This window comes from Brevibacterium permense (genome assembly GCF_025506275.1).
Classification (GTDB): domain Bacteria; phylum Actinomycetota; class Actinomycetes; order Actinomycetales; family Brevibacteriaceae; genus Brevibacterium; species Brevibacterium permense_A.
Map to the genome: position 1 here is coordinate 101052 of NZ_QYCP01000095.1, position 22898 is coordinate 123949.

A 22898-nucleotide genomic window follows, 5' to 3' on the forward strand; every position below is an offset into this window, starting at 1 on the left:
CTCACTTTCGGGCAGTGAACTTCTGAATCCACTCGGCAGTGGCCAGCAGTCCGCCGAATGTGTAGAAGTGTGTCTTCGGGGCCTCCGGTGATTCCGTCTCACCAGCTTGGTCAGTCAGATCTCGGACGAATCTGTCCGGTCCGGCGGTGCCGACGAGATTCGTCAGCGAGAATCCGTATTTCTTGACGATTCCGGCACTCGTGCCCACACCGAATCGTCGGGCGTAGCCGAGAAGTCTCTTGATACCTGCCGGGCCCGGTGTGCCGATCCGGATCACCGATTCAATGCCATGGTCGCGAACCTCGCTGATCCATTCGCTGACGCGCTGCGCGTCGAATGCGAACTGGGTGAGAACGACCTGGTCCAAATTCTGCTCTGCCAACGCAGAGACCTTGGCGCCCAGGTGATACCAGAGATCGTGGTCACTGATATCGGGATGGCCCTCGGGATAGCCGCCGACGCCGACTTCGGTGACCCCGTAGTCCTGCAGGATTCCGGTGCGGATGACCGACAGCGAATCCTCGTAGGGGCCCTCCGGCTCCGCGGGATCACCCCCGACGACGAATACGTGCTTCGTCGCATTGACTTGCTGCAGTGCATCGAGAAAATCTCGGAGTTCCCGTTCGGACTTGAGCCGACGGGCGGAGATGTGAGGAACCGGAACGAATCCCAGATCGGCCACGGCTTTCGACGCTTCTACTCGCATCGGGAGATCTTCGTTGCCGAGGAACGTGACATTGATCCGCGTCCCCGGCGGGATCGCATGTGCGGCTTCTCTGAGATTGGGAATGTCCTTTCCGGTCATCTCGAGTGAGAAGTCGTCCAGCAGGCCCGTTGCGGTAAGTGACGCCACGGTGAGATTCCTTTCGTCGACACTGCTTTGTGTTCTCCACATCACTATATGCATAGGTATTTGCCTATGTCCATAGACAAATTGCCGGGCAATCGTTTCTTGCGTGATTCACACACAAGGGACCTGTCGGCGCCACGAACCGCGGCATTCAGAGGACAGTCAGGCATTGCCGACGCGACACGACGCTGATAATGTGCAGCACATCACCATTTGCCTATCGGTATAGGTATGCCGCAGCGAGGCGGCCCGGCCGACACATCTGAATCGGAGAAATGCGTGGATCTGCGAGAACGAATCAACACTTCACATATGTCGACCTATCAATGGCTGATCGTCGGCATCTGCACTTTCCTCAATGCACTCGACGGGTACGACGTCTTGGCCATCTCATTCACGTCGAATGCAGTCAGCGATGAGTTCACCCTGTCAGGAACCACTTTGGGACTCGTCATGAGCGCGGCGCTCCTCGGCATGGCGGTCGGCGCACTGGTTCTCGGGCCGGTAGCCGATCGGATCGGACGCAAGAACATGATGATAATCGCGCTCATCGTCAATGCCGTCGGGCTGTTCTTCACAGCGACCTCGTCATCGGCTGCTGAACTCGGCCTCTGGCGCGTCGTCACGGGATTGGGAATCGGCGGCATCTTGGTCAGCACCAACGTCATTTCGGCCGAATACGCATCGCGTCGCCGTCGCGGGCTGGCCATCAGCATCTACGCCGCCGGCTATGGAATCGGTGCTGCTGTCGGCGGCAGCGTGATGATCAGCCTCATCGGGGCATTCGGATGGCGGTCAGTCTTCATCTTCGGCGGCAGTCTGACCGTGGTGTCCTTGTTCCTAGTCATCTGGCTGGTTCCAGAGTCCGCTTCGTACCTCTACAACCGGAAGCCGGCCAACGCGCAGAAGCGTCTCGACGCCATCGCCGCGAAGCTCGGACACAATGAACCGGTCGACCTCTCGGCAACAGAATCGGATATGGATTCCGGTGCAGGCACCGGCAAAGGTGTGGGCTCACTGCTCAACCGCCGCAATCGTCGAGTTACCCTCGTCGTCTGGGCTACTTTCTTCATCGTCATGTTCGGGTTCTACTTCGTCAACTCGTGGACTCCACGGCTGATGAATGAGACAGGGCTCAGCGAGTCACTGTCGATGGTTGTCACTGTGGGGCTGACTGTAGGCGGGGCCATCGGTTCAGTGGTCTTCGGACTCTTCACCTCGCGCTGGTCGACCCGGACCGTCCTGATGAGCTTCTCTGTCCTGGCCGCGATATTCATGGCGGTCTTCGTCTTCACCGCACAGTGGCTGGGTATCGTCATCATCTTCGGTGTGCTGGTGGGAATGTTCACCAACGGCTGCATCGCCGGTCTCTATGTCCTCACACCACAGTCCTACTCAGCGTCGATGCGGTCGACGGGGTCAGGCTGGGGAATCGGCATCGGACGCTTCGGTGCCATCATCGCCCCGACAGCCACCGGCGCTTTGCTCGACGGAGGCTGGAGCCCGCAGGCAATCTACGTGCTCGTCGGTGCCATCCTGCTCCTGGCAGCGCTCGCGCTGGTCGGCATGCGCGGCATCGATGTCGAGGCGAATCGAAAGCCGGAGCCCGTGACCAGCCCTGCCCTATAAGCAGGTCCCCCTCATCGGCGCCCCGGTGCTGAGAGGCGAACTCGTCTGTGACTCAGACGAATGCGGATTCCCCCGTCAGCGCCCGTCCAGCCTGCGTCAGCCCTCCTTGCTCCCTTCGGCCGTCCACCACAACTATTCACCTCCGGCTGGTCAACTCGCACTCTCGATGCCCTTTGAGGAGAGCCGCTCCGAACATCCCCGACACCGTACCGTCAACCATGAAGTGGGTGGAACACTTTTCGGGCGAAGGTCGAACTACGACACGCTGGCGCAGGAATGGAATCGTCCCAACGCCACGTGAGTTCGCCATCAGTGCAGAATCAGATACGTCGGTCGAGGGGCAGCTACTGAACGCCGAACAAAATTCACCGTTTCTTTATCCCCCACAGCAGAAGTGATTGTCGACTCCGTCTAAAATCGACTCTGATGGTTGCTGAGCCCTATGTCGAATCCGAGAAGCTGATCAGCAACCCCTCAGATCGCAGTCAGTGGACAGAACGAGCACAGGGGTTGCTGTCCTGGGCAACCTCAATCTGGGTCTTGGCGATTGCTTTCATCGTCGTCACATTCGCCGCGGCCGGCCCGCTGCGAGTCTGGGACTACAAGCTGAATCGACGGTGGCTCTATCTCTTCGAACCCGATCTCGTCTGGTTCTTTCAGCACGTCCTCGACCCCATCGCAGGCCAGGCAGTCTGCCTTCCCGTCTTGGCGATCACCGCGATCGTGCTGGCACGCAAACGTCGGTCCTGGCGACCGATCGTCTTCGCGGTCGCCGTCGAAGCGGCCTTCTACCTCGGCATCGGTTCGCTCAAGGTCCTCCTCGCTCGACCGGCGACCACCCTGCACGACCCGCGGTTCTTCCAAGGCGGTCTCATCGAGATCGGCGGCCGCGGAATCAGCTACCCGTCCGGGCACGCAGCCGAAGCCGTGCTCATCTACGGAGCAGTCGCCTACCTCATTGCCGCTTACGGCAAGGTCTCCACCAGAACCGTGCGCCTGTTGTGCTGGGGCGTCGCAGCGGTCAGTGTGAACTCCGTGGTCGTGTCCTTCGCCCTCGGCTGGCACTGGGCCACCGACCTCGTCGGGGGTCTGCTGATCGGCGGATTCTTCCTGCGACTGCTCATCATCGCCGATCGGCGAATACCCGATCCCAGAACCTGACGGCGCTCACAGCCAAGAGTCGTCGAGGTCTGTGAATGTTGTCGCCCTGCTCTCCACGAGATCGAACCATGGTCCGGTCTGCGGCAGTTCGTGAGCAAAGAAATACCGCGCCGCGGCGATCTTTCCCTTGAGGAAAGCAGAGTCGCCACGTTCACCGACGATCGCCTCGGCAGCCATTCCCTGCTGCAGCCACAGCCACGCCATGACCGTGTGGCCCACTGCTTCCAAATAGGTCCACGCATTGTCGAGGGCCACCGTGGGATCTCCGCTCGACCACACTGCGGCGGTGACGGATTCGATCCGCTCGACGGCTGACGTCAGCGCCGCAGTCTCAGCAGACCAATCGGAGCGGTCGGCCGCCTCGGCGAGGGTCTCCCGCATCTGCTCCAGCAGCACCTGCAGACCTTCCCCGCCTTTCATGATCACCTTACGGCCGAGCAGATCCTTGGCCTGGATGCCGTGCGTGCCTTCGTGGATCGGGTTGAGCCGATTGTCGCGGTAGAGCTGTTCGACATCGTGATCGCGAGTGTATCCCGCTCCCCCGAGCACCTGAATGGCGTGGTCGTTGGCTTTCAGGCACCACACGCTCGGCCAGGTCTTGACGATCGGGGTGAGCACATCGAGCAGCAGTGCCGCACGATCACGCTCGGCCTCGGAATCAGCAGTTTCGGATTCGTCGAGCAGACGCGCGGCATAGAGGATGAGCCCGAGCCCGCCCTCGACGTAGCTCTTCGACGACAGCAGCATGCGCCGAACATCGGAGTGCTCCGCGATCGGGATCGGCTCACCATCGGATCCCGTCGCACCGTCGGGTCGACCCTGGCGGCGGTCGCGGGCATAGCGGAGGGCATCGAGGTACCCGTGGTACCCCAGTCCGACCGCGCCGGCTCCAACACCGATGCGAGCCTCGTTCATCATGTGGAACATACAGGCCAGCCCCTTGCCCCGCTTCCCCACGAGGTAGCCCACAGCACCAGCGGAACCGGCCGGAGTGTGCGTGCCCTCACCGAAGTTGAGCAGGGTGTTCGTCGTTCCGCGCCACCCCATCTTGTGATTGAGCCCGGACAGAACGACATCATTGCGTTCGCCGAGGCTGCCATCGTCGTTGACGAGGTACTTCGGAACGAGGAAAAGGCTCAGACCTTTGACACCTGGCTGGTCACCCTCGGCACGGGCCAGGACGAGGTGGACGATGTTCTCCGAGAGTTCGTGGTCACCTCCGGAGATCCACATCTTGGTGCCGTGGACGCGGAACGCATCGTCGCCGCCGTGGGGATCCGGAACGGCCTTCGTCGTGACATCTCCCAGGGAGGAGCCGACCTCGGGTTCGGACAGGCACATGGTGCCGAAGAAGCGGCCGTCGAGCTCGGGCACAACGAACTTCTCGATCTGTTCTTCAGTACCGTACTCGAGCAGCAGATTGGCGTTGGCCATGGTCAGCATCGGGTAGCTGGCGGTGCCGATATTAGCCGCCTGGAACCAGGCGAAGCAGGCTTTCGCGACCGTCTGCGGCAGCTGAATTCCGCCGACGCTCTCATTCATCGTCGCTGACAGCAGGCCGATGCCGGCGAACTGGTCGAGCGCAGACCTGATCTCAGGAATCAGCGTCACTTCGGTGCCGTCGAACCTCGGCTCGTTGAGGTCGGACTTACGTGCATGGGTCGCGAACCGCTCCTTGGCAAGCTCCTCGCTGGCTTCGAGCACGGAGTCGAAGACCTCACGCGAATGGTCGGAGAAGCGAGGCCGTTCGCAGAGTTCGTCGACCTTGAGCCAGTCATAGAGTTGGAACTCGATGTCCTTGGCGGAGAGGATGGATTCTGTCGCAGTCGTCAAGACGCCATTGCCTTTGCTCTGTTCAGTCACGAGACCAAACTAAAGCTAAACGTTCGTTAAGTAAAGCGATTCGTCCTCTCACAGTGCAAGGGTATGGCTATTGACCGGTTGTGAGGTCCGCCAAACGTCACCTCACCCCTGGGTTTCGGCACCCGCGAGAGATATAATTCTCTCTACAGTCTGCGTGGGAATGGGGCGAAGGATCATGACCGCAGAAACGCATCGATCATCGAAGTTGGCCGAGATGATCGAAAAGATCTCTAAGGCGTTCACGAGCGCCAACATCGGCCAGGGGCAGAAGGTCGGCTACCGAGAAGACAGCTCCGAAGCACGGCTGCAAGCCACGGCTGAACACGAAGGAGTGAAGCTCTACCGCAATCCCGACGGTTCACATCTCGCTGTCGACGAATCCCACTCGAGTTACGACGACTGATCGACGATCAGCCTGAGAGCTGATTCGTCTGCTCAAGCGAGTATCGACAACCCGGTACACGGCTAGCCGCGTGCCGGGTTTCGCTGTGCCCCAGGTAGGATCGCCAGAGCCCTGATGCCACGCCGACCAGTCGGCGGAACACCGATGCTGAAATGAAAGGCAGAGCCTATGCCCTCCCCCGCTGCTTCGCCGGCGCAGACGTCTGATTCGAGGCCGCAACCATCGGGTTTCCTGCGGGTCCTCCGCAATTACCGCTTCCCGCTCCTCATCCTCACAGGGGTGGTCATCGGCGCGATCATCGGCCTCGTCTTCGGGGAACGTGCCACCGTCATCAAACCGTTCGGCACGCTGTTCATCAACATGATGTTCACTCTCGTCGTGCCGCTCGTGTTCTTCTCCATCGCCTCCGCGGTCGCGGGAATGTCCTCGGCCGCGCGACTGGGCAAGATCATGGGCAGCATGCTCGGAGTCTTCGCCGTCACCGGCATCATCGCCTCCATCGCCATGATCGCCGCGCTGCGCATCTTCAACGCCACCGACGGCGTCCAGGTGGAGATGCAGGAGCCGGAGAACGTCGAGGACGTCGGGCCCATCGGAGACCAGCTCGTCCAGACCGTCGTCGTCGACGACTTCTCGAAGATCCTCTCCGCCGAGCACATGCTCGCCCTCATCGTCTTCGCCGTCATCGTCGGCATCGCCACCAGCAGGATCGGCGACGCGGGCAAGCCGTTCGCCCAGTTCCTCAACTCCGGCACCGAGGTGTTCCTCAAGTTCACCTCGATCGTGATGTACTACGCCCCGATCGGCCTCGGTGCCTACTTCGCCGCTCTCATCGGTGACCTCGGCTCCCAGCTCGTCGGGGACTATGTTCGCGCTTTCCTCGTCTACTACCCGGTGGCGATCGCCTACTTCATCCTCGCGTTCACGTTCTACTCCTTCCTCGCCGGCGGCCGCCGAGGCGTCTCTCGGTTCTGGGGCAATATCCTCGAACCCACGGCGATCTCCTTGGGTACGTCGTCCTCGGTGGCGGCGATCCCGGCGAACCTGCGTGCCGGAGAGAAGATCGGAGTCCCCCGCGACATCCGGGAGACGATCGTGCCGATCGGTGCCACGATCCACATGGAAGGATCGAGCCTGTCCGCGATCCTCAAGATCGCCTTCCTCTTTGCCGTGTTCCAGCGCGACTTCTTCACCCTGGAGAACATCCTCATCGCCATCGCCGTGGCGCTGCTGGCCGGAATGGTCATGGCAGGAATCCCCTCCGGCGGCTTCATCGGCGAGCTCATGATCATCACCCTCTACGGCTTCCCGGCCGCGGCACTGCCGATCATCCAGATCATCGGAACCGTCATCGATCCCCCGGCCACCACCGTCAACTGCGTCGGCGATCAGGCGAGTTCGATGATGGTCGCCCGCATCCTCGACGGTAAGGACTGGATGGACAAGGCCGACGAGGTTGATCACGATTCGGTTTCGTAAGCTCAGTGAATCTGCCACACTCCCGAGCTCGTGGATTCGGTCAAGGCTCCTTCCGGCCGAATGTCTCGGAGATGTCATAGGAACGCAATAAGACTTCCGCATTTGCGACTCAGCGTCTCAGCTTCTGTTCAGATTCGGGCAAAAGGCTCTCACCTGGGCTGACGATACTCGATTCCAGCAATGTTCCTGATCTGCAAGAGGAGATGTCACCATGCCCGCCTTCATCAGCACTCACGCCGCAAAGTGGGGAGTCGCCGCATTTGCCGGCCTCGCTTCCCTGGGTCTCGCAGTCGGTCCGGCCTCCGCCGATTCCGCCCCCGCGTCCAGTGCCGCTCAGGCACCCCAGAGTTCGGGACACCCGAAGGGTGCTGTCAAGTACGTGGACAGACTGATCACTGCCTACGGCATCGGTGATGCCGTGGTCGTGGATCAGCTCGCCGCGAAGAACGTCGTCGCTGCCCTCGCCGATCACGACGACGGGCACGCCAAACGCTGGCATCGCACGTCAGCCGATTCCGGCAAGGGATACACCTGGGTGTCGTACACGAACCTGGACACACAAGAGGTCATGAATCTGACAGTGAGAAACGCGATCGCCGCGAACAAGGGCGGCGACGCTGTTCGTGAGATCGAGTTCGTCGGCTGAGGACGACCCGTTGACATCCCGTTGACCGGATTCTGGTCGGCGTCTTGTCAGCAGGGCTGACCAGCTCGGTAGACTCGGGAACCATGGTCGCCCTGAATGAAGTCCCACGCCGCCGCTACACCGCGGGGCCGACGCCTCTCCAACATCTGCGGCGCCTGTCCGCCGAACTCGGCGGACCGCAGATCTGGATCAAACGCGATGACCAACTGGGACTGGCCCAGGGCGGGAATAAGACGCGCAAACTCGAGTTTCTCATTGCCGATGCCCTGAGACAGGGCGCGGACTCGCTCATCACCGTCGGCGGGGTGCAGTCGAACCACTGCCGCCTCACCCTGTCTGCCGCACGCATCGAGGGCCTCGACTGTCACCTCATCGTCGAAGAGGACCTCGGACCCGACGGCACCACCCTCGGTCCAGCAGGGTCGAATCCACCGGAGTACACAGGCAATTTCCTGCTCTTCGACCTCCTCGGCGCGGATTCAGTCACGGTGCTCGGCCACGGGTCCGACCTCCTCGGCGAGGCTGAGAATCTGGCTGAGAAGCTGCGCGGCGAGGGCAGGAAACCTTACGTCATCCCGGTGGGCGGGTCGAATCCGATCGGTGCGCTCGGCTACGTCGACTGTGCCGTTGAGATGCTCGAACAATTCGCCGAGGCGGGACTGGATTCGCCCACGGTCGTCACGCCCAGCGGTTCGGCGGGTATGCAGGCCGGACTCGTCGTCGGCCTCCACAGCGCAGGAAGCGATGCACCGGTCATCGGCATCAATGTCAGCCGGACACAGGCCGAGCAGGAACCGAAGATCGTCGACCTCGTCGATTCCACAGCACAGTTCCTCGGCCTGCCCCCGGTCCCTCGCGCAGCCACAGTGGGACTCGGTGATTATGTCGGGGCTGGATACGCTCTGCCTACCGCCGGGATGGTCGAGGTTGTGCGTCTCTTCGCCCGCACCGAGGGCATCGTCCTCGACCCGGTCTATACCGGCAAGGCAGCGGCCGGCCTCATCGACCTCATCAGGTCCGGCCGTTTCTCTTCCGACGACGAGGTCGTCTTCATCCACTCCGGCGGATCCCCCGGACTCTACGCCCGTGCCCAGGCGTTTGCCTGAGCACCCCGCAGCTCCCACCACCGACGGAAGGCACACAGATGACAGTTTCGACAGCAGACCTGTGGGACGAACGCGGCGACGAGCTTTATTCGATTGCCCTGAATTTCGGCGACTTCGGAGCCAAAACATCATTCTCCGGACCAGCCCGCACCATCCGCTGCTTCCAGGACAACGGGCTGGTCAAGCAGACACTCAACCAGCCCGGCGACGGCGCCGTGCTCGTCATCGACGGTGACGGATCGATCGCCACCGCCCTCATGGGTGACATGATCGCCGAGGCAGGAGTTCGAAACGGTTGGAACGGTGTCGTCATCAACGGTGCTGTCCGCGACCGTGAGGCACTGGCCGAGATGGAGTTCGGGATCAAGGCTCTGGCCAGCAACCCGCGCAAAAGCGCGAAAGACGGTGCTGGTGAGATCGACGTGACCGTCGAGATCGGCGGCGCGACGATCCGCCCGGGAGCGATGATCTTCGCCGATGCCGACGGAGTCGCCGTCGAGAAGTAGGGCGGCAGAGACTCACCGATGAATGGTGTCGAAGCTCTGTTCGGCTGAGTCCCAGATGTCGGCAACATCGATCTGACCATCGGCGGCCAGCTCTTCGACCGTCGACCGGTCGTAGAGGTACGCCCACTCCCCTGCCGACACGACTCCGGTGACCACGAGGATGTCATAGTCGAAACCTGCCCGTGACGTCGCCTGGACGATGAACGCCGTGGCTTCCAAGTCTTTGACTTCGTCCTCAGTCGAGGCGAAGTGGACATGGAGGCGTTCTGGTTCGGTCTCGTGGTTGAAGTCGGGGTTCGTCTCGGATTCGAGACTCACCTCGACGCCGTCCAAGGACTGCGCCACATAATCCGAGAGCTCGTCAAGGGAATCGAAGCCCTGCTCCACGACATCCAGAGTCGCCGTCGGAGTCGTTTCGGGTTCCGAAGATGAGCCGGAATCGGAGCCGCAGCCACTGAGGGCGATGAGTGCGGCGGTCAGGAGCCCGGCGAGAGCAGGGGCGGACTTCGAATCGAACCTCATGGCACCAGCCTATCGGCGGGCGCGCGCTGGCGCCGCATCGCCCCTATTGCATAGACCGTGGTGCTCCGGTGGGATCCGGATCACCTCGGCGCGGAACGGGAACAGATCCTCTGTCTCTTTAGTTGAAAGTTCAACTAATGTGATCTACACTCGAAACAGCAGTCGATCCGCTCAGGAGAACAGCATGATCACCACCCCCATCCAGGCACCAAAACCCACCGACCTGAAGATGCCTTCCGTCGACGACAAGCGACTCAGCTCCGCCACCGGAATGGACGCCGTGACCCTGCGCGTCGGCGATCTCGAGAAGATGTCGAACTACTACTCGAACGCCCTCGCCATGGAGCCCCTCGAGGAGACCTCCCGCGACGGCGAGGTCCACCGCGTGCTCGGTCGCGGCACCACTCCCCTGGTCAAACTTGTGGCCACCCCAGGCCTACCCGGCGTCGACCCCAAGCAAGCCGGACTCTTCCATACCGCGTTCCTGTTCGACACCAAGGAAGCCCTGGCGGCCACGGTCGCCCACGCCGCGCAGAACACCAACAGCACCTTCGTCGGCTCCAGCGATCACCTGGTCAGCCAGGCCTTCTACTTCACCGACCCCGAAGGCAACGGCATAGAGCTCTACATCGACCGAGCCCGCTCGGAATGGACTCACTCACTCGACGGTGAGGTCCAGATGGATACGCTCTACCTCGACCCGAACCGCTTCCTCGAGCGCCACCTCAACCATAAAGTCCTCGCGAACACTGCCGCCGAGCCCGGCATCGTCGGCCACGTCCACCTGCAGGTCGGCAACATCCCGCAGGCCCGCGAGTTCTACGTCGACGCCCTCGGCTTCGAACCGTCACTGTCGTCGATGCCCGGAGTCCTCTTCGCAGCGGCCGGCGGTTACCACCACCATGTGGCCATGAACACCTGGAACAGCCGCGGTGCCGGCCCCCGAGCGGTCAGCCTCGGCCTCGGGGACGTGGCGATCAGCGTTCCCGGCCGCGAAGACCTCGATGCCCTGGTCGCTCGCCTGCGTGCGCACAACCTCGATTTCGCAGATGACGGACGTTCGGTGCGAGTCGTCGACCCGTGGGGCACCCGGGTCACTCTGGCCACCGGTACCAGCTCCATCGACGAGACGCTTGCGCGCTGACACTCCGCCGGTGCGAATAGCTCCATCGGCCAGAGCACCCTGAGGCGGGTGATGCTCAACGGCATCACCCGCCTCAGTTGTCTCCGCCGAGATCAGCTCTTGGAATGCACTCGCTCGACAGCCGCCTGCGGATGCAGGTCGAGGCGGCGCAGCAGCTGGGCGTTGAGGGCGACGACGATCGTCGAGATCGACATCAGGATCGCGCCTACGCTCATCGGCAGAACGAACCCGATGGGAGCGAGGATTCCTGCCGCCAATGGCACCGACAGCAGGTTGTATCCGGCCGCCCACCACAGGTTCTGCTTCATCTTCCGGTAAGTAGCGCGAGAGAGCTCGACGATCGAGAGCACTGAACGCGGATCGTCGGAGGCGAGGATGACTCCGGCAGAACCGATGGCCACGTCGGTTCCGGCGCCGATGGCGATGCCTACATCGGCCTGCGCCAGAGCGGGCGCATCGTTGACCCCGTCACCGACCATCGCCACTTGACGCCCCTCCCCCTGCAGCTCGGAGACCTTCGCCGCCTTGTCAGCGGGATGGACACCGGCGTAGACACGGTCGATGCCGAGCTCGGAGGCAACGGACTTCGCGACCGCCTCGGCGTCTCCGGTGATCATCACGACCTGCGCACCGATGGCATGAAGCGCATCGACGGCATCGCGCGATTCCGGCCGGATCTCGTCGGCCAACCGCAGCGCACCCACCACGGCACCGTCGACGAGCACATGGAGGATGATGGCGCCTTCGGCCCTCCAGGCTTCCGCGACCTTCGCCTCAGGGGCATCGTGCGCCTCGAGCAGCCTGGGTCCACCGACCTCGACCGTCTCGCCTGCGATGACGGCTCTGACACCGACCGCAGGTTCTGAGGAGAAGTCGGATGCATTCGGCACGTCGATCCCGCGCTCAGCGGCTGCCTTGACGATGGCGATGGCTAACGGATGTTCGCTGTCGGCTTCGGCCGCGGCGGCCAGACCGAGCAATTCACCCTCGATCCGCTTGATCCCGGCGCTCGGCACAGCCTCGATGCCGGTGACCGTCGGCTCACCTTTCGTCAGGGTGCCGGTCTTGTCGAAGAGCACGGAATCGACCGTGCGCATCGTCTCGAGTGCGAGCCGGTCCTTGACGAGGACTCCGGCCCGGGCGGCGCGCTCCGTGGCGATGGAGACGACCAGAGGAATTGCCAGGCCCAGGGCGTGAGGACAGGCGATGACGAGCACGGTGATCGTGCGCACGACCGCCGAGTCCGGCATACCGATGAGCGACCAGACGACCGCGGTGATCACGGCAGCGACGAGAGCGAACCAGAACAGCCAAGCCGAGGCTTTGTCGGCGATGCGCTGCGCACGCGACGAAGAGTTCTGAGCGTCGGAGACCAGCTTCTGGATTCCCGCCAGCGTTGTGTCGTCACCGATCGCGGTGATCTCGATCCGGAGTCCGGAATCCGTGGCGACGGTGCCTGCCACGACGGGTTCGCCTTCGCCCCGTCGGACCGTGGCGGATTCTCCGGTGACCATGGATTCGTCGATATGGGCCGAACCGTCGATGATCCGACCGTCGGCGGGAACCGAGGAGCCGGGACGGACGAGGACGATGTCACCGACGACAAGCTCGGCCGGAGCGATGCTCACCGTCTCCCCGTCGACGATCTTCTCCGCCGAATCGGGCAGCAGTGCGGCGAGACTGTCAAGCGCCGAGGTGGTCTGCGCCAGAGAGCGCATCTCCATCCAGTGACCGGCGAGCATGATCACGACCAACAGGGCCAGCTCCCACCAGAAGTCGAGCTGCGGATCGAGCAGACCCAACGACGAACCCCAGGAGGAGATGAACGCGACCGTGATCGCCAAGGCGATGAGCAGCATCATGCCGGGGCTGCGCCCCTTGATCTCGTCGAGGCCGCCGGTCAGGAACGGTTTACCGCCCCAGAGGTACATGACGGTGCCGAGGATCGGCGCGAGCCATCGGAGTGCACCGAGGATGCCGGTTTCGGGAATCTCATAGCCGACGAGGTGGCCGAACATCGGACTGAATGCGACGACGGGCACGGCGATGACGAGCATGATCCAGAACAGGCGGCGGAACTGCGCGACGTGATCACCGTGGCCCGCATGCCCCATGTGGCCCGAATGGCCGGAGTGCCCACCATGACCGCCGTGGTCATGATGAGTGTGATCAGAGTGATCCATGGTCTCAGTGTGTGCGGAATGGCCCGTGTCGGCGGGTTGCACATGCTGATGATTCTGCTGTTTGTCCATGCCATCAACATATACCCCTAGGGGGTATAAAGCAAGAGTGATGCCACACACTTCCACACCAGCTGACCCAGAACTCAACATTGCATAAATGCGCAGTTATGACACATACTTGCTCATACTGTTCAACTTCGATACTGATCGTCGACAGCCCCACGGGCATCACACGTCAGGTCGAAGCCGTTGAGAACCACACACTCTGGCTCCCTGAGCCGGCCTCACTGCGGAGGACCTAATGGACCTGCAACTCATCCTGGCGTTGGTCGCCGGAATCGCGACGATCGTCGTCATCGTGCTAGCGACCCGGCTCGACGCCTTCATCGCTCTCCTCCTGGCAGCGGTCGTCACCGGCATCGTCGCCGGCCAGGACCTGCTCTCGATCGTCGACTCCATCACCACGGGCTTCGGCGACACCCTGGCCAGCATCGGCATCGTCATCGGACTCGGTGTCGGCATCGGCAAGATCCTCGAAGTCTCCGGTGCCGCCGACTCCCTGGCCCGAGCCTTCCTGCGCGCCTTCGGCAAAGGCCGTGAGCCCTGGGCGATGGGCACCGTCGGCTCCCTCGTCTCCATCCCGGTCTTCTGCGACTCCGGATACGTCATCATGAACCCGCTGGCCCGCTCAATCGCCCGCGTGAAGAAGGGCGGCTATGTCACGCTCGCTCTCGCTCTCGGCTGCGGAATGACGCTGACCCACCATATGGTGCCGCCGACGCCTGGCCCGCTGGCGGCCACCGGCATCCTCGGTGCCGATATCGGTGCCGTCATCCTGGCCGGCATCGTCTTCACCATCGTCCTTCTGCCCGTTGTCGTCGTCTACGCCCGTTGGATCGGTCCGAAGCTCGAACCGGTCCTCAACGCCCAGGTCAAGCATGACGTCTACACCGAGGCGGTCGTCGAAACCTCATCAGGTTCGGCCGGCGGCAGCGTCCTCACAGCCGAAAGCGGAGACTCTGCCGGAACCGATATCGCGCCCAACTCGTCGAAGAACCCCGGTGCCTTCCTCGGCTTCCTTCCGCTCATCGTCCCGCTCCTGCTCATCGTCGCCAACACCGTGAGCACCGCGATCGACAGGAACGCTCAGGGCGAACTCGCCGGGGACGCCTACGAACCCTCCGCCTGGGTCGCACCTCTGGCCTTCCTCGGCAACCCTGTCGTCGCCCTCATCATCGGTCTCATCCTCGCCGTCTACACGCTGCTGCCCCGCGTGACCCCGCGCAACCAGGTGCAGAGCTGGCTGGCCGACGGTGCAGCCTCGGCCGGACTCATCCTGCTCATCACCGGCGCCGGCGGCAGCTTCGGCCTCGTGCTGCGCGAATCGGGTGTCGGTGACGCCCTCGCCGAGGCGATCGCTTCGATCAGCCTGCCGGCGCTCCTCGTCCCGTTCCTCATCGCCTCGCTCGTCCGCCTGGCCCAAGGATCGGGCACGGTCGCGATGATCACCGCCGCTTCGGTGACGGCTCCTCTCATCGCCCCGCTGGGACTCGATCCGCTCGTGGCCGTGATGGCCTGCACTGCCGGTTCGATGGTCTTCTCGTATTTCAACGACTCCTACTTCTGGGTCGTCACCCGGTTCGCCGGCCTCGACGGAATCAACGCCATCAAGGGCTGGTCAGGAATCACCACGGCCGTGTGGATCTGTTCCCTTCCGCTCCTGTTCGTGCTCGACTTGGTCGTATGAGCTCCTCTCGTATGACCGACTCCAGCCCGACCGCACCTGCCGCCTCGGCACCGGCGAGTCCGCGCATCCTCATCGTCGCCGACGACCTCACCGGCGGCAATGCCTGCGGAGCCCTGTTCGCCGAGGCGGGACTGCGGACGATCACTGTCACCAGTACCGGACCGGCCGGCAACATCGACATCAGCAGTCTGCTCGATGACTTCGACGCGGTCGTCGTCAACACCGACTCCCGGCACATGACCGCACATCAGGCAAGCGAGCTCTACACCGATCTCATCGACGCCGCGGGTGCCGTCGACCTCGTGGCATGCCGAATCGACACCACTCTGCGTGGGAATGTCGGGCCCGCCGCGGCCGCCGCCATCTCGGCCCGCAGACGGTCTCTCGCAGCGACCGATGGTCCGCAGCATCGCGTACTGGGCCTGTGCGTGCCGGCGTTCCCTGCCGCGGGCAGAACCACCGTGCAGGGGCGACAGCTGCTGGGCGGCCGACTGCTCGAACACACCGAGCTCGCCCACGACGTCCGCTCCCCCATGCGTACCTCCGTCATCGAGGAGATCCTTGCCGCCGGTGCGGACCTCGACTGCCGTCTCATCGATATCGCCACGGTGCTGGCCGGCCGTGGGGCCGTCCGCGCCGCCGTGCTCGAAGCCATCGGTGGAGGCGCGGAAGTGCTCGTCGCCGATGCCCTGACCAATGACCACATCGACCTCGTCGGCTCTGTCATCGCTGAGATCGGCCGGAACCTCGCCGAGGCAGCCGACCCTGATACCCGGAACCTCGCAGGTCTGGCCGACGGTGAGCAGTTGGACTGGGTGAGCATCGATCCGGGACCCGGCAGCCTCGCCCTGGCCTTGTCCAGGCTGCCTGCTCGGACCGACAGCGTCCTGCTCGGCATTTCGGGATCGGCGACAGAGGTCACCCGGTCCCAACTTGCTGCGTTGGCCGAGGACCCCATGGTCACGGTCCTCCGTGCCCCGCTGGACGATGCGGGCCTGCCCGATGTCGAGGCCACGCTCGCCGTCATCGATCGGACCGCCTCGGCGCGGGCGATCATCATCGCCACCGTCCTCGAAACCAATGATCTGCGGGAACTCACCGATGCGGAATCCGAACAGACGACACAGCGCCTGGCACTGATCGCCTCGGCAGTCATGTCCGCACTGCCGGTCTCCGGCCTCTACACCACCGGAGGGGACGTCACCGCCACGGTGATGCGCGAGCTCGGCGCGCTGGGTATGGAGATCGACAAGGAGATCGTGCCGCTGGCCGTGGGTGGTCGCCTCGTCGGCGGGAGCGCCGATGGTCTTCCGATCGTCACGAAGGGCGGGCTCATCGGAGACGCCGGCACCGCTGTCGAATGCCTCGAATTCCTCTCGACCACTGCCCGCGTCAGGCGAGACTGAAGCAGCAGAGACGAACTCAGCACCCCACCGACAAACACCCGAACCATCTGAGGAGACAGAAATGACAGCACCAGCACTCGCCGTGACCGTGGGTGACCCGGTCGGAATCGGACCGGAGATCACCGCCACGGTGCTTGCGGAGTTCGCCGCCGGAGACGATCAGCATGGAATCGCTGTGGCGGATCTGGCCGTGATGAAACGTGCCGTCGACGTCCTCGGCCTTGACGTCGAACTGCGCTCCATCTCCGAATGGTCGACCCCGTCGGCCGGTGAAGGCGTCATCGACGTCTTCGATATCGGCGTTCTCGGGGATGACCTTCCCGACTGGGGAGTCGTCGATGCCCGCGCCGGCAAGGCTTCGGTGGCCGCGATCGAGCTCGCCACCAAGGCGGCCATGGATCAGCAGGTCGCCGGCATCGTCACCGGCCCCATCAACAAGGAAGCCGTATGGCAGTCCGGTTCGCAGCACCTCGGGCACACCGAGATGCTCGGTGAGCTGACCGGAGTGACGAAGCAGGACACAATGTTCGTCGTGGAGAACACGAAGGTCCCCGACCACAGACTCCAGATCTTCTTCGCCACCCGCCATATGTCCCTGCGCAAGGCTCTCGACGCCCTGAGCGTGGACACACAGGTCGACTCCATCGAACGCGCCCACCGTGCCCTCCAGCTCTACGGCGTCGCCTCGCCGAGGCTGGCCGTCGCCGCGCTCAACCCCCACGGTGGCGAGAACGGTGCCTTCGGCGACGAGGAGATCGAGATCCTCCGCCCGGCCGTGGACAAGGTCAATGTGGGTGGCGACTTCCAAGTCGCCGGACCGATCCCGGCGGATTCCGTCTTCCACCAGGGGCTGACCGGCCGCTATGACGGAATCCTCTCTCAGTACCACGATCAGGGGCACATCGCGTCGAAGACCTTCGACTTCGACGGCACCATCTCCGTCACCGTCGGCCTGCCTATCCTGCGCACCTCCGTCGATCACGGCACAGCCTTCGACATCGCTGGTCAGGGAATCGCCGATGCAGGCACCATGCGCTCGGCCTACCGTGCGGCCATCGGATACGCTCCGTTCGTCGACGGCATCCGCGCGGAGTACCTGCCTCGCTGAGACCGGCTCGAGTTCGGCCCGAATACCAGCGGGGACCTGTGAGCCGGCGTCAGTCCGGTCGAATGAGAGAGAGGATCTGGCCATGGCCATCCGTACGGTCACGCAGAAGCGGCGTAAGGACATCCTGTCGCTGCTCAAGACCGGGACGTGGACGATCACTCGGCTGGCCGAAGAACTCGAGACCTCCGAATCCACGATCCGCCGCGACCTGCGCGACCTCGCCGAGGCCGGAGAGGTCATCCGCACCATCGGCGGAGCTACGGCGGCCGGCTTCGTCGAACCGCCGCTGGGGCAGAGGATGGAGACCAACGCCGAGGCGAAGGACGCGATCGCCGCGGCCGGCCTGGACCACCTCGGCGAGGGGGTGCGCACGATCTTCATCGATGCCGGGTCGACGACCGCACGCCTGGCCGAACGGATCCGAGACCGTGACGATCTCACGGTCATCACCCGCGGCCTCGAGATCGCCCTCGCGCTGGCCCATCCTGCGGGCCCGAGGGTGATCATGGTCGGCGGAGAGGTCTCAACGATGTCCCATGGGACGACGGGGGCACTGAGCGATCATGCCCTCGGCCGCACACACGTCGATGTGGCCTTTCTCGGGGCTGATGCTGTCGACCTCTCACGCGGGCTGGGCGAGCCCACCCTCGACGAGGCCCGGACGAAGGAGCTCGTCGCCGAACACGCACGCAGCGTCGTTGTGCTCGCCGATTCCTCGAAGTCCGGGCGTGAGGTGGCGGCCTGGGCGCCGCTGCCTCACGGCTGGATCTGGATCAGCGAGGACGGACCCCACCACAGCTGAGTGCCGAGCGCTGGTCTCGTCACCAGCGCTCGGCCGATGTCACACCCTCTGTTCCCTGGCCATCTGCCGGACGCAGAGTGGGGCGGCCACCAGTGCGGGCAGCATGACAAAACCGACCGGCACAGCCGTGATGACGATCGCCTACTGCAGAGCGTCGACGCCTCCGTCGCCGAGGCTGATGAGCACTGCTGCGGTGATTCCGATGAGCAGCGCCCACGTAGCCCTCAGCTTCGGTGAGGGCTCTCCGCTGGTCATGCACGACTGCGACATCGCAAAGGACATCGAGTCCGTCGTAGTGGCGACGAAGGTCATGGTGAGGACCAGGAATCCGATGCTGATGAGCAGCGACAGCGGCAGATCATCGCTGATGGCTATGACCGCCGCGGGAAGGCCGCGAAACTGCGCAAACGGCACATCACCATGATCACCCTCGGCGCGAGTCTCTTCGTCGGATCGGGCAACGTCATCCGTTCAACGGGACCTGCCGCGATCATGCTGCCGGCGCTCAGCATTACGCGGCGGAAAGGGCACTTGTCAGCGGGAAAGTTAACTGTCCACCGACTCGAGATAACGATATCCGGAACATCTCCTGTGAATGGAACCTTGTCGCCATCAACTCCCTACAGCGATCCTCATCGCAGGTGAGAGCCCTAAAGGGCGAGAACATCTGAAGGGACACGCCGATGGTTTGACGCGCTTCCGGCGTTGCAGCGTTCAGCTCATGCTCGTAGCGTGACTACGCACTTCTATTGCGGGGCCGACTGCTCGGCGGCCCGCACGAACGGAGGAGAACGTGAGCAACTCCAATACCCATGGTGCGCAGGCACCGGCATCCCCGCCCATCCCCGATCTCAAGACCGTCCGCAAGGCCGTCGCCGCCTCAGCGCTGGGCAATGCGACCGAGTGGTTTGACTACGGTCTCTACGCCGTCTCGGTCACCTATCTCGCCCAACACTTCTTCCCCGGCGAGCATGCTCAGCTGATGGCGCTGCTGACGTTCGCCGTGTCCTTCGTCTTCCGTCCCCTCGGCGGAATCGTCTGGGGACCGATGGGCGATCGCCTCGGCCGCAAACGCGTACTGACGCTGACGATTCTGCTCATGGCCGGTTCCACCTTCTGCATCGCGCTGCTGCCGTCCTACGCCACGATCGGCGTCGCCGCACCAATCATCCTCGTCCTGCTCCGCGTCATCCAGGGCTTCTCCTCCGGCGGTGAATATGGTGGTGCCGCCACCTTCATGGCCGAATACGCCCCGGACAACCGGCGCGGATTCTTCGGCAGCTTCCTCGAATTCGGCACCCTGGCCGGAATGGCTGCCGGTTCGCTCTTCGTCCTCCTTCTGCAGCTCGGACTCGGCGAACAGACGATGACGGACTGGGCGTGGCGGATTCCGTTCGTCTTCGCCGGTGTGCTCGGCGTCGTCGGCCTGTACCTGCGCTCACAGCTCGACGAATCACCTGTCTATGAAGAGCTGGACAACAGCGATCAAGGCAAGTCCGTCAAGGAAGTCTTCGCGACTCTGTTCGCGAACTACAAGAGGCAGCTGCTCGTCCTCGGCGGTATGGTCGTCGCGGTCAACGTGGTCAACTACACGCTGCTGTCCTACATGCCCACCTACCTGCAGAACCCGGTCGGCATGAGTCCGAACGCGTCATTGACCGTGATGTTCCTCGCCCAGGCATTCATGATGATCCTCATCCCGTTCGGCGGAATGATTTCGGACAAGGTCGGACGCAAGCCGGTCTGGTACTTCTCACTCATCAGCCTCTTCGTCGCGGCGATTCCGATGTTCATGCTCATGGCCAACGGCTTCGTCTGGGCGCTTATCGGACTGGCTGTCCTCGGCATCCTCTACATTCCACAGATCTCGACGATCTCGGCGACGTTCCCGGCAATGTTCCCCGGACCGGTGCGCTTTGCCGGCTTCGCGATCGCCTACAACGTCTCCACCGCACTGTTCGGCGGAACTGCCCCCTCGATCAGCGATGGACTCATCGGCGCAACGGGAAACACCATCGTTCCCGCCTACCTCGTCATGGCTGCGTGCGCGATCGGTTTGATTGCCACGATCTTCATGAAGGAGACGAACGGTGCCTCGCTGCGCGGCTGCGGCCTCCCCGAGACCGGCGCGGACGTCATCCTCGACGAATCGGAGCTCGTCAGCGACACGAAATGACCCATTCTGCTCTCGAACCGCGACCAGACGACTGATCTGTTCCCGGCGCCGGGAACAGACCGCCGACTGCAGAACGAACTCTCATCCTGCAGTCGGCGATTTTCTGTGCTGGCGGGCGTCAGTCAGGTGCGGCGCCCAGGATCAGGGCTCGCGCGGTCCTCTGCCAGGTGGCGAGCATCGGCTCTCGATGCGGGTCACGCCGGGAGAAGGTGTAGGTCACGGCCATTCCGCGCATGCTCGCGAAGATCATCGTGAAGACCTCATCGAACTCCGGGTTCCGCGTGACCGCCGGTCCGAAGAGCTCACGGGCGTTGTCCCTGACGCGGTCGAGGACGATCTTCTCGTGCTCACGAACGTTCACGGCCAGTTCATCGTCGGTGCGCGAAGCCGTCCACAGTTCGAGAGCGGAGAAGAAGCTGCCGTGCATCAGCCCCGTCCACAGGGTCCGAATCGCCCAATCGCTCCTGGCCTCGGCGTCGGCGGCGTCGGGTCGTTCCGCTTCCAGCATCCGACCGAATTCGTCGTCGTGGTCCTCCAGAGGTCGGCTGAGTCTCTGTTCGCCGAGGCGGCTGACCGCGGCCGTGAGCAGATCCTGCTTCGAGGGAAAATGGTGGAGCAGACGTCCTCTGGTCACCCCCGCGATCGACTGGACTCTCACCGTCGTCGTCGCCGAATATCCTTCGCGCAGCAGGCATTCGATCGTGGCATCGAGAATGAGGTCGCGTGAGCGTGCAGTGCGTTCGGCCTGGTTGCCGACATCCATCGCTTCCCCTTCTGCCACGTTCGGTTCTGAAGCAGTTCGACACCGCAGCCCTGCGGTCGAACCGGGCTGCTTCCGACTATCTCACAGATCCAGTCTGTATTGACTGTTTTTCAGGCGAATGCCAGACTGAACGCATGCTCAGTGATCGGGCACACACATTGCCGCGGCCCGAGGATCGGCTTGTCTGCCCGTCCAGCGGCAACCACTGCTTGAGAAGAGGACGCAATCGATGAAGAGGAATCTGTACAACGAGGATCACGAGGCATTCCGAGGATCGGTCGCAGCGTTCCTCGACCGCGAAGTCGTCCCCCGCTTCGAGGAATGGGAGGAGAACCACCTCGTCGATCGGGAGATGTGGCGCAAGGCAGCGCAGTCGGGCATCATCGGCCTGGCCATCCCCGAGGAGTTCGGCGGTGGCGGCGTCTCCGACTTCCGGTTCGAGATGGTGCGAGCCGAAGAGATCGCCCGTCGTGGGGTCGGTGCGGCCACGAGCGGCTGGGGCGTTTCCGACGGAATCGTTCCCGGCTATCTCATGGAGTTGGGCACTCGGGGGCAGAAAGAGAAGTATCTGCGGGGCTTGACTTCGGGCGCGATGATCGGGGCGATCGCCATGACCGAACCGGATGCCGGTTCGGATTTGCAGGGCATCACCACGAAGGCCGTCCGCGACGGCGACGATTGGATCATCAACGGCGCAAAGACCTTCATCACCAACGGCATCCACTGTGATTTCGTTATCGTCGTCGCCCGCACGAACCCGGAGGCGAAGGCATCTCAGGGCACTTCGCTGTTCATCGTCGATGCCGGCACACCTGGGTTCGAGAAGGGCCGCAAACTGAGAAAACTCGGCCTGGACGCCCAGGACACCGCCGAACTCTCGTTCACCGACGTCCGGGTGCCGGCCGATGCCCTCCTCGGCGAACTCGATCAGGGGTTCATCCACCTCATGGTCAACCTTCCCACCGAACGCCTCCTCATCGGATCGGGAACCCTGGCATCGGCGCGCGCGGCGCTGGAATGGACGGCCGAATACGTCTTCGACCGCCCCGCTTTCGGTCAGACCGTCGGCGACTTCCAGAACACCCGTTTCGAACTCGCCGAGCTTGAAACTCGCGTCGACGCGCTGGAGGCGTTCGTCGACCGATGCGTCCTGGCACTCAACGAGGGCGAACTCACCGCAGTCGACGCCGCTAAGGCGAAGTACTTGGGTTCGGACCTCGAGATCGAGGTCGTCAATCGCTGCCTGCAGCTCTTCGGCGGCTACGGCTACATGCTTGAGTTCCCCATCGCTCGCGCCTACAAGGACAACCGTATCCAGGCGATCTTCGGCGGAGCGAACGAAGTGATGAAGGAACTCATCGGACGCGATATCGCCAAGCGCCACCGCAAGAGGTGATGATGCCC

At 63.3% G+C, this 22898-nt stretch carries 20 protein-coding genes; 14 read left to right on the forward strand and 6 right to left on the reverse strand.

Annotated elements, in window-relative coordinates:
- Position 1: 1 nt before the first annotated feature.
- Entirely contained in the window at positions 2–853 is an 852-nt protein-coding gene (locus D3I60_RS16785) for a methylenetetrahydrofolate reductase (protein WP_262777777.1), read from the reverse strand.
- A gap of 309 nt (positions 854–1162) precedes the next feature.
- Here D3I60_RS16785 and D3I60_RS16790 point away from each other — a divergent pair, with 309 nt between their 5' ends.
- Together D3I60_RS16790 and D3I60_RS16795 are read left to right on the forward strand one after the other, a co-directional pair.
- Positions 1163–2479, forward strand: coding sequence for an MFS transporter (locus tag D3I60_RS16790; protein ID WP_262777779.1), 1317 nt, complete (start codon positions 1163–1165; stop codon positions 2477–2479).
- A 426-nt stretch (positions 2480–2905) separates the two neighbouring features.
- A complete protein-coding gene (locus tag D3I60_RS16795) occupies positions 2906–3640 on the forward strand; it encodes a phosphatase PAP2 family protein (protein WP_262777781.1) in 735 nt (244 codons plus the stop codon).
- Positions 3641–3646: 6 nt separating this feature from the next.
- Here the strand turns inward: D3I60_RS16795 and D3I60_RS16800 are convergent, their stop codons facing one another.
- Entirely contained in the window at positions 3647–5503 is a 1857-nt protein-coding gene (locus D3I60_RS16800) for an acyl-CoA dehydrogenase (protein WP_262777783.1), read from the reverse strand.
- A gap of 175 nt (positions 5504–5678) precedes the next feature.
- Between D3I60_RS16800 and D3I60_RS16805 the strand changes: the two genes are divergently transcribed.
- The 5 genes from D3I60_RS16805 (at position 5679) to rraA (ending at position 9643) form a co-directional block, all read left to right on the forward strand.
- Entirely contained in the window at positions 5679–5906 is a 228-nt protein-coding gene (locus D3I60_RS16805; RefSeq protein ID WP_262777785.1) for a hypothetical protein, read from the forward strand.
- Between the two features lie 168 nt (positions 5907–6074).
- Positions 6075–7385: a dicarboxylate/amino acid:cation symporter gene (locus D3I60_RS16810; protein WP_262777787.1), complete on the forward strand. Its 1311-nt coding sequence runs from the start codon at positions 6075–6077 to the stop codon at positions 7383–7385.
- A 211-nt stretch (positions 7386–7596) separates the two neighbouring features.
- The gene (locus D3I60_RS16815; RefSeq protein ID WP_262777789.1) at positions 7597–8031 is read left to right on the forward strand and encodes a hypothetical protein; all 435 of its coding nucleotides are present in this window, start codon (positions 7597–7599) and stop codon (positions 8029–8031) included.
- A gap of 83 nt (positions 8032–8114) precedes the next feature.
- Positions 8115–9137 (forward strand): D-cysteine desulfhydrase, encoded by a 1023-nt coding sequence (locus tag D3I60_RS16820; protein ID WP_262777790.1) that lies wholly within the window; start codon positions 8115–8117, stop codon positions 9135–9137.
- A 38-nt stretch (positions 9138–9175) separates the two neighbouring features.
- Positions 9176–9643 carry a ribonuclease E activity regulator RraA gene (rraA, locus tag D3I60_RS16825; RefSeq protein WP_262777791.1) on the forward strand — a complete coding sequence of 156 codons (468 nt, stop codon included), beginning with the start codon at positions 9176–9178 and terminating at the stop codon, positions 9641–9643.
- Between the two features lie 12 nt (positions 9644–9655).
- On the opposite strand, the gene D3I60_RS16830 is transcribed toward rraA, so the two are convergent.
- Positions 9656–10165 carry a hypothetical protein gene (locus D3I60_RS16830; RefSeq protein ID WP_262777792.1) on the reverse strand — a complete coding sequence of 170 codons (510 nt, stop codon included), beginning with the start codon at positions 10163–10165 and terminating at the stop codon, positions 9656–9658.
- A 184-nt stretch (positions 10166–10349) separates the two neighbouring features.
- On the opposite strand from D3I60_RS16830, the gene D3I60_RS16835 reads away from it, so the two are divergent.
- Positions 10350–11309: a VOC family protein gene (locus D3I60_RS16835; RefSeq protein WP_262777794.1), complete on the forward strand. Its 960-nt coding sequence runs from the start codon at positions 10350–10352 to the stop codon at positions 11307–11309.
- Positions 11310–11401: 92 nt separating this feature from the next.
- Here D3I60_RS16835 and D3I60_RS16840 read toward each other — a convergent pair whose 3' ends face one another.
- Entirely contained in the window at positions 11402–13561 is a 2160-nt protein-coding gene (locus D3I60_RS16840) for a heavy metal translocating P-type ATPase (protein WP_440588587.1), read from the reverse strand.
- 232 nt (positions 13562–13793) lie between these two features.
- On the opposite strand from D3I60_RS16840, the gene D3I60_RS16845 reads away from it, so the two are divergent.
- From D3I60_RS16845 to D3I60_RS16860, 4 genes are all read left to right on the forward strand, one after another.
- On the forward strand, positions 13794–15239 hold the full coding sequence (locus tag D3I60_RS16845) for a GntP family permease (RefSeq protein ID WP_262777797.1): 1446 nt from the start codon (positions 13794–13796) through the stop codon (positions 15237–15239).
- Positions 15236–16645, forward strand: coding sequence for a four-carbon acid sugar kinase family protein (locus tag D3I60_RS16850; protein ID WP_262777798.1), 1410 nt, complete (start codon positions 15236–15238; stop codon positions 16643–16645). Before D3I60_RS16845 ends, D3I60_RS16850 begins: the two co-directional genes overlap by 4 nt.
- Positions 16646–16706: 61 nt before the next feature.
- Entirely contained in the window at positions 16707–17753 is a 1047-nt protein-coding gene (pdxA, locus tag D3I60_RS16855) for a 4-hydroxythreonine-4-phosphate dehydrogenase PdxA (RefSeq protein ID WP_262777800.1), read from the forward strand.
- 82 nt (positions 17754–17835) lie between these two features.
- On the forward strand, positions 17836–18555 hold the full coding sequence (locus D3I60_RS16860) for a DeoR/GlpR family DNA-binding transcription regulator (RefSeq protein WP_262777802.1): 720 nt from the start codon (positions 17836–17838) through the stop codon (positions 18553–18555).
- Between the two features lie 141 nt (positions 18556–18696).
- Here the strand turns inward: D3I60_RS16860 and D3I60_RS16865 are convergent, their stop codons facing one another.
- Positions 18697–18969 (reverse strand): BCCT family transporter, encoded by a 273-nt coding sequence (locus tag D3I60_RS16865; protein ID WP_262777803.1) that lies wholly within the window; start codon positions 18967–18969, stop codon positions 18697–18699.
- 379 nt (positions 18970–19348) lie between these two features.
- Here D3I60_RS16865 and D3I60_RS16870 point away from each other — a divergent pair, with 379 nt between their 5' ends.
- Positions 19349–20731, forward strand: coding sequence for an MFS transporter (locus D3I60_RS16870; protein ID WP_262777805.1), 1383 nt, complete (start codon positions 19349–19351; stop codon positions 20729–20731).
- 118 nt (positions 20732–20849) lie between these two features.
- Here the strand turns inward: D3I60_RS16870 and D3I60_RS16875 are convergent, their stop codons facing one another.
- Entirely contained in the window at positions 20850–21494 is a 645-nt protein-coding gene (locus D3I60_RS16875) for a TetR/AcrR family transcriptional regulator (RefSeq protein WP_262777807.1), read from the reverse strand.
- 229 nt (positions 21495–21723) lie between these two features.
- Between D3I60_RS16875 and D3I60_RS16880 the strand changes: the two genes are divergently transcribed.
- Positions 21724–22890, forward strand: coding sequence for an acyl-CoA dehydrogenase family protein (locus D3I60_RS16880; protein ID WP_262777809.1), 1167 nt, complete (start codon positions 21724–21726; stop codon positions 22888–22890).
- The last annotated feature ends 8 nt before the right edge of the window (positions 22891–22898 follow it).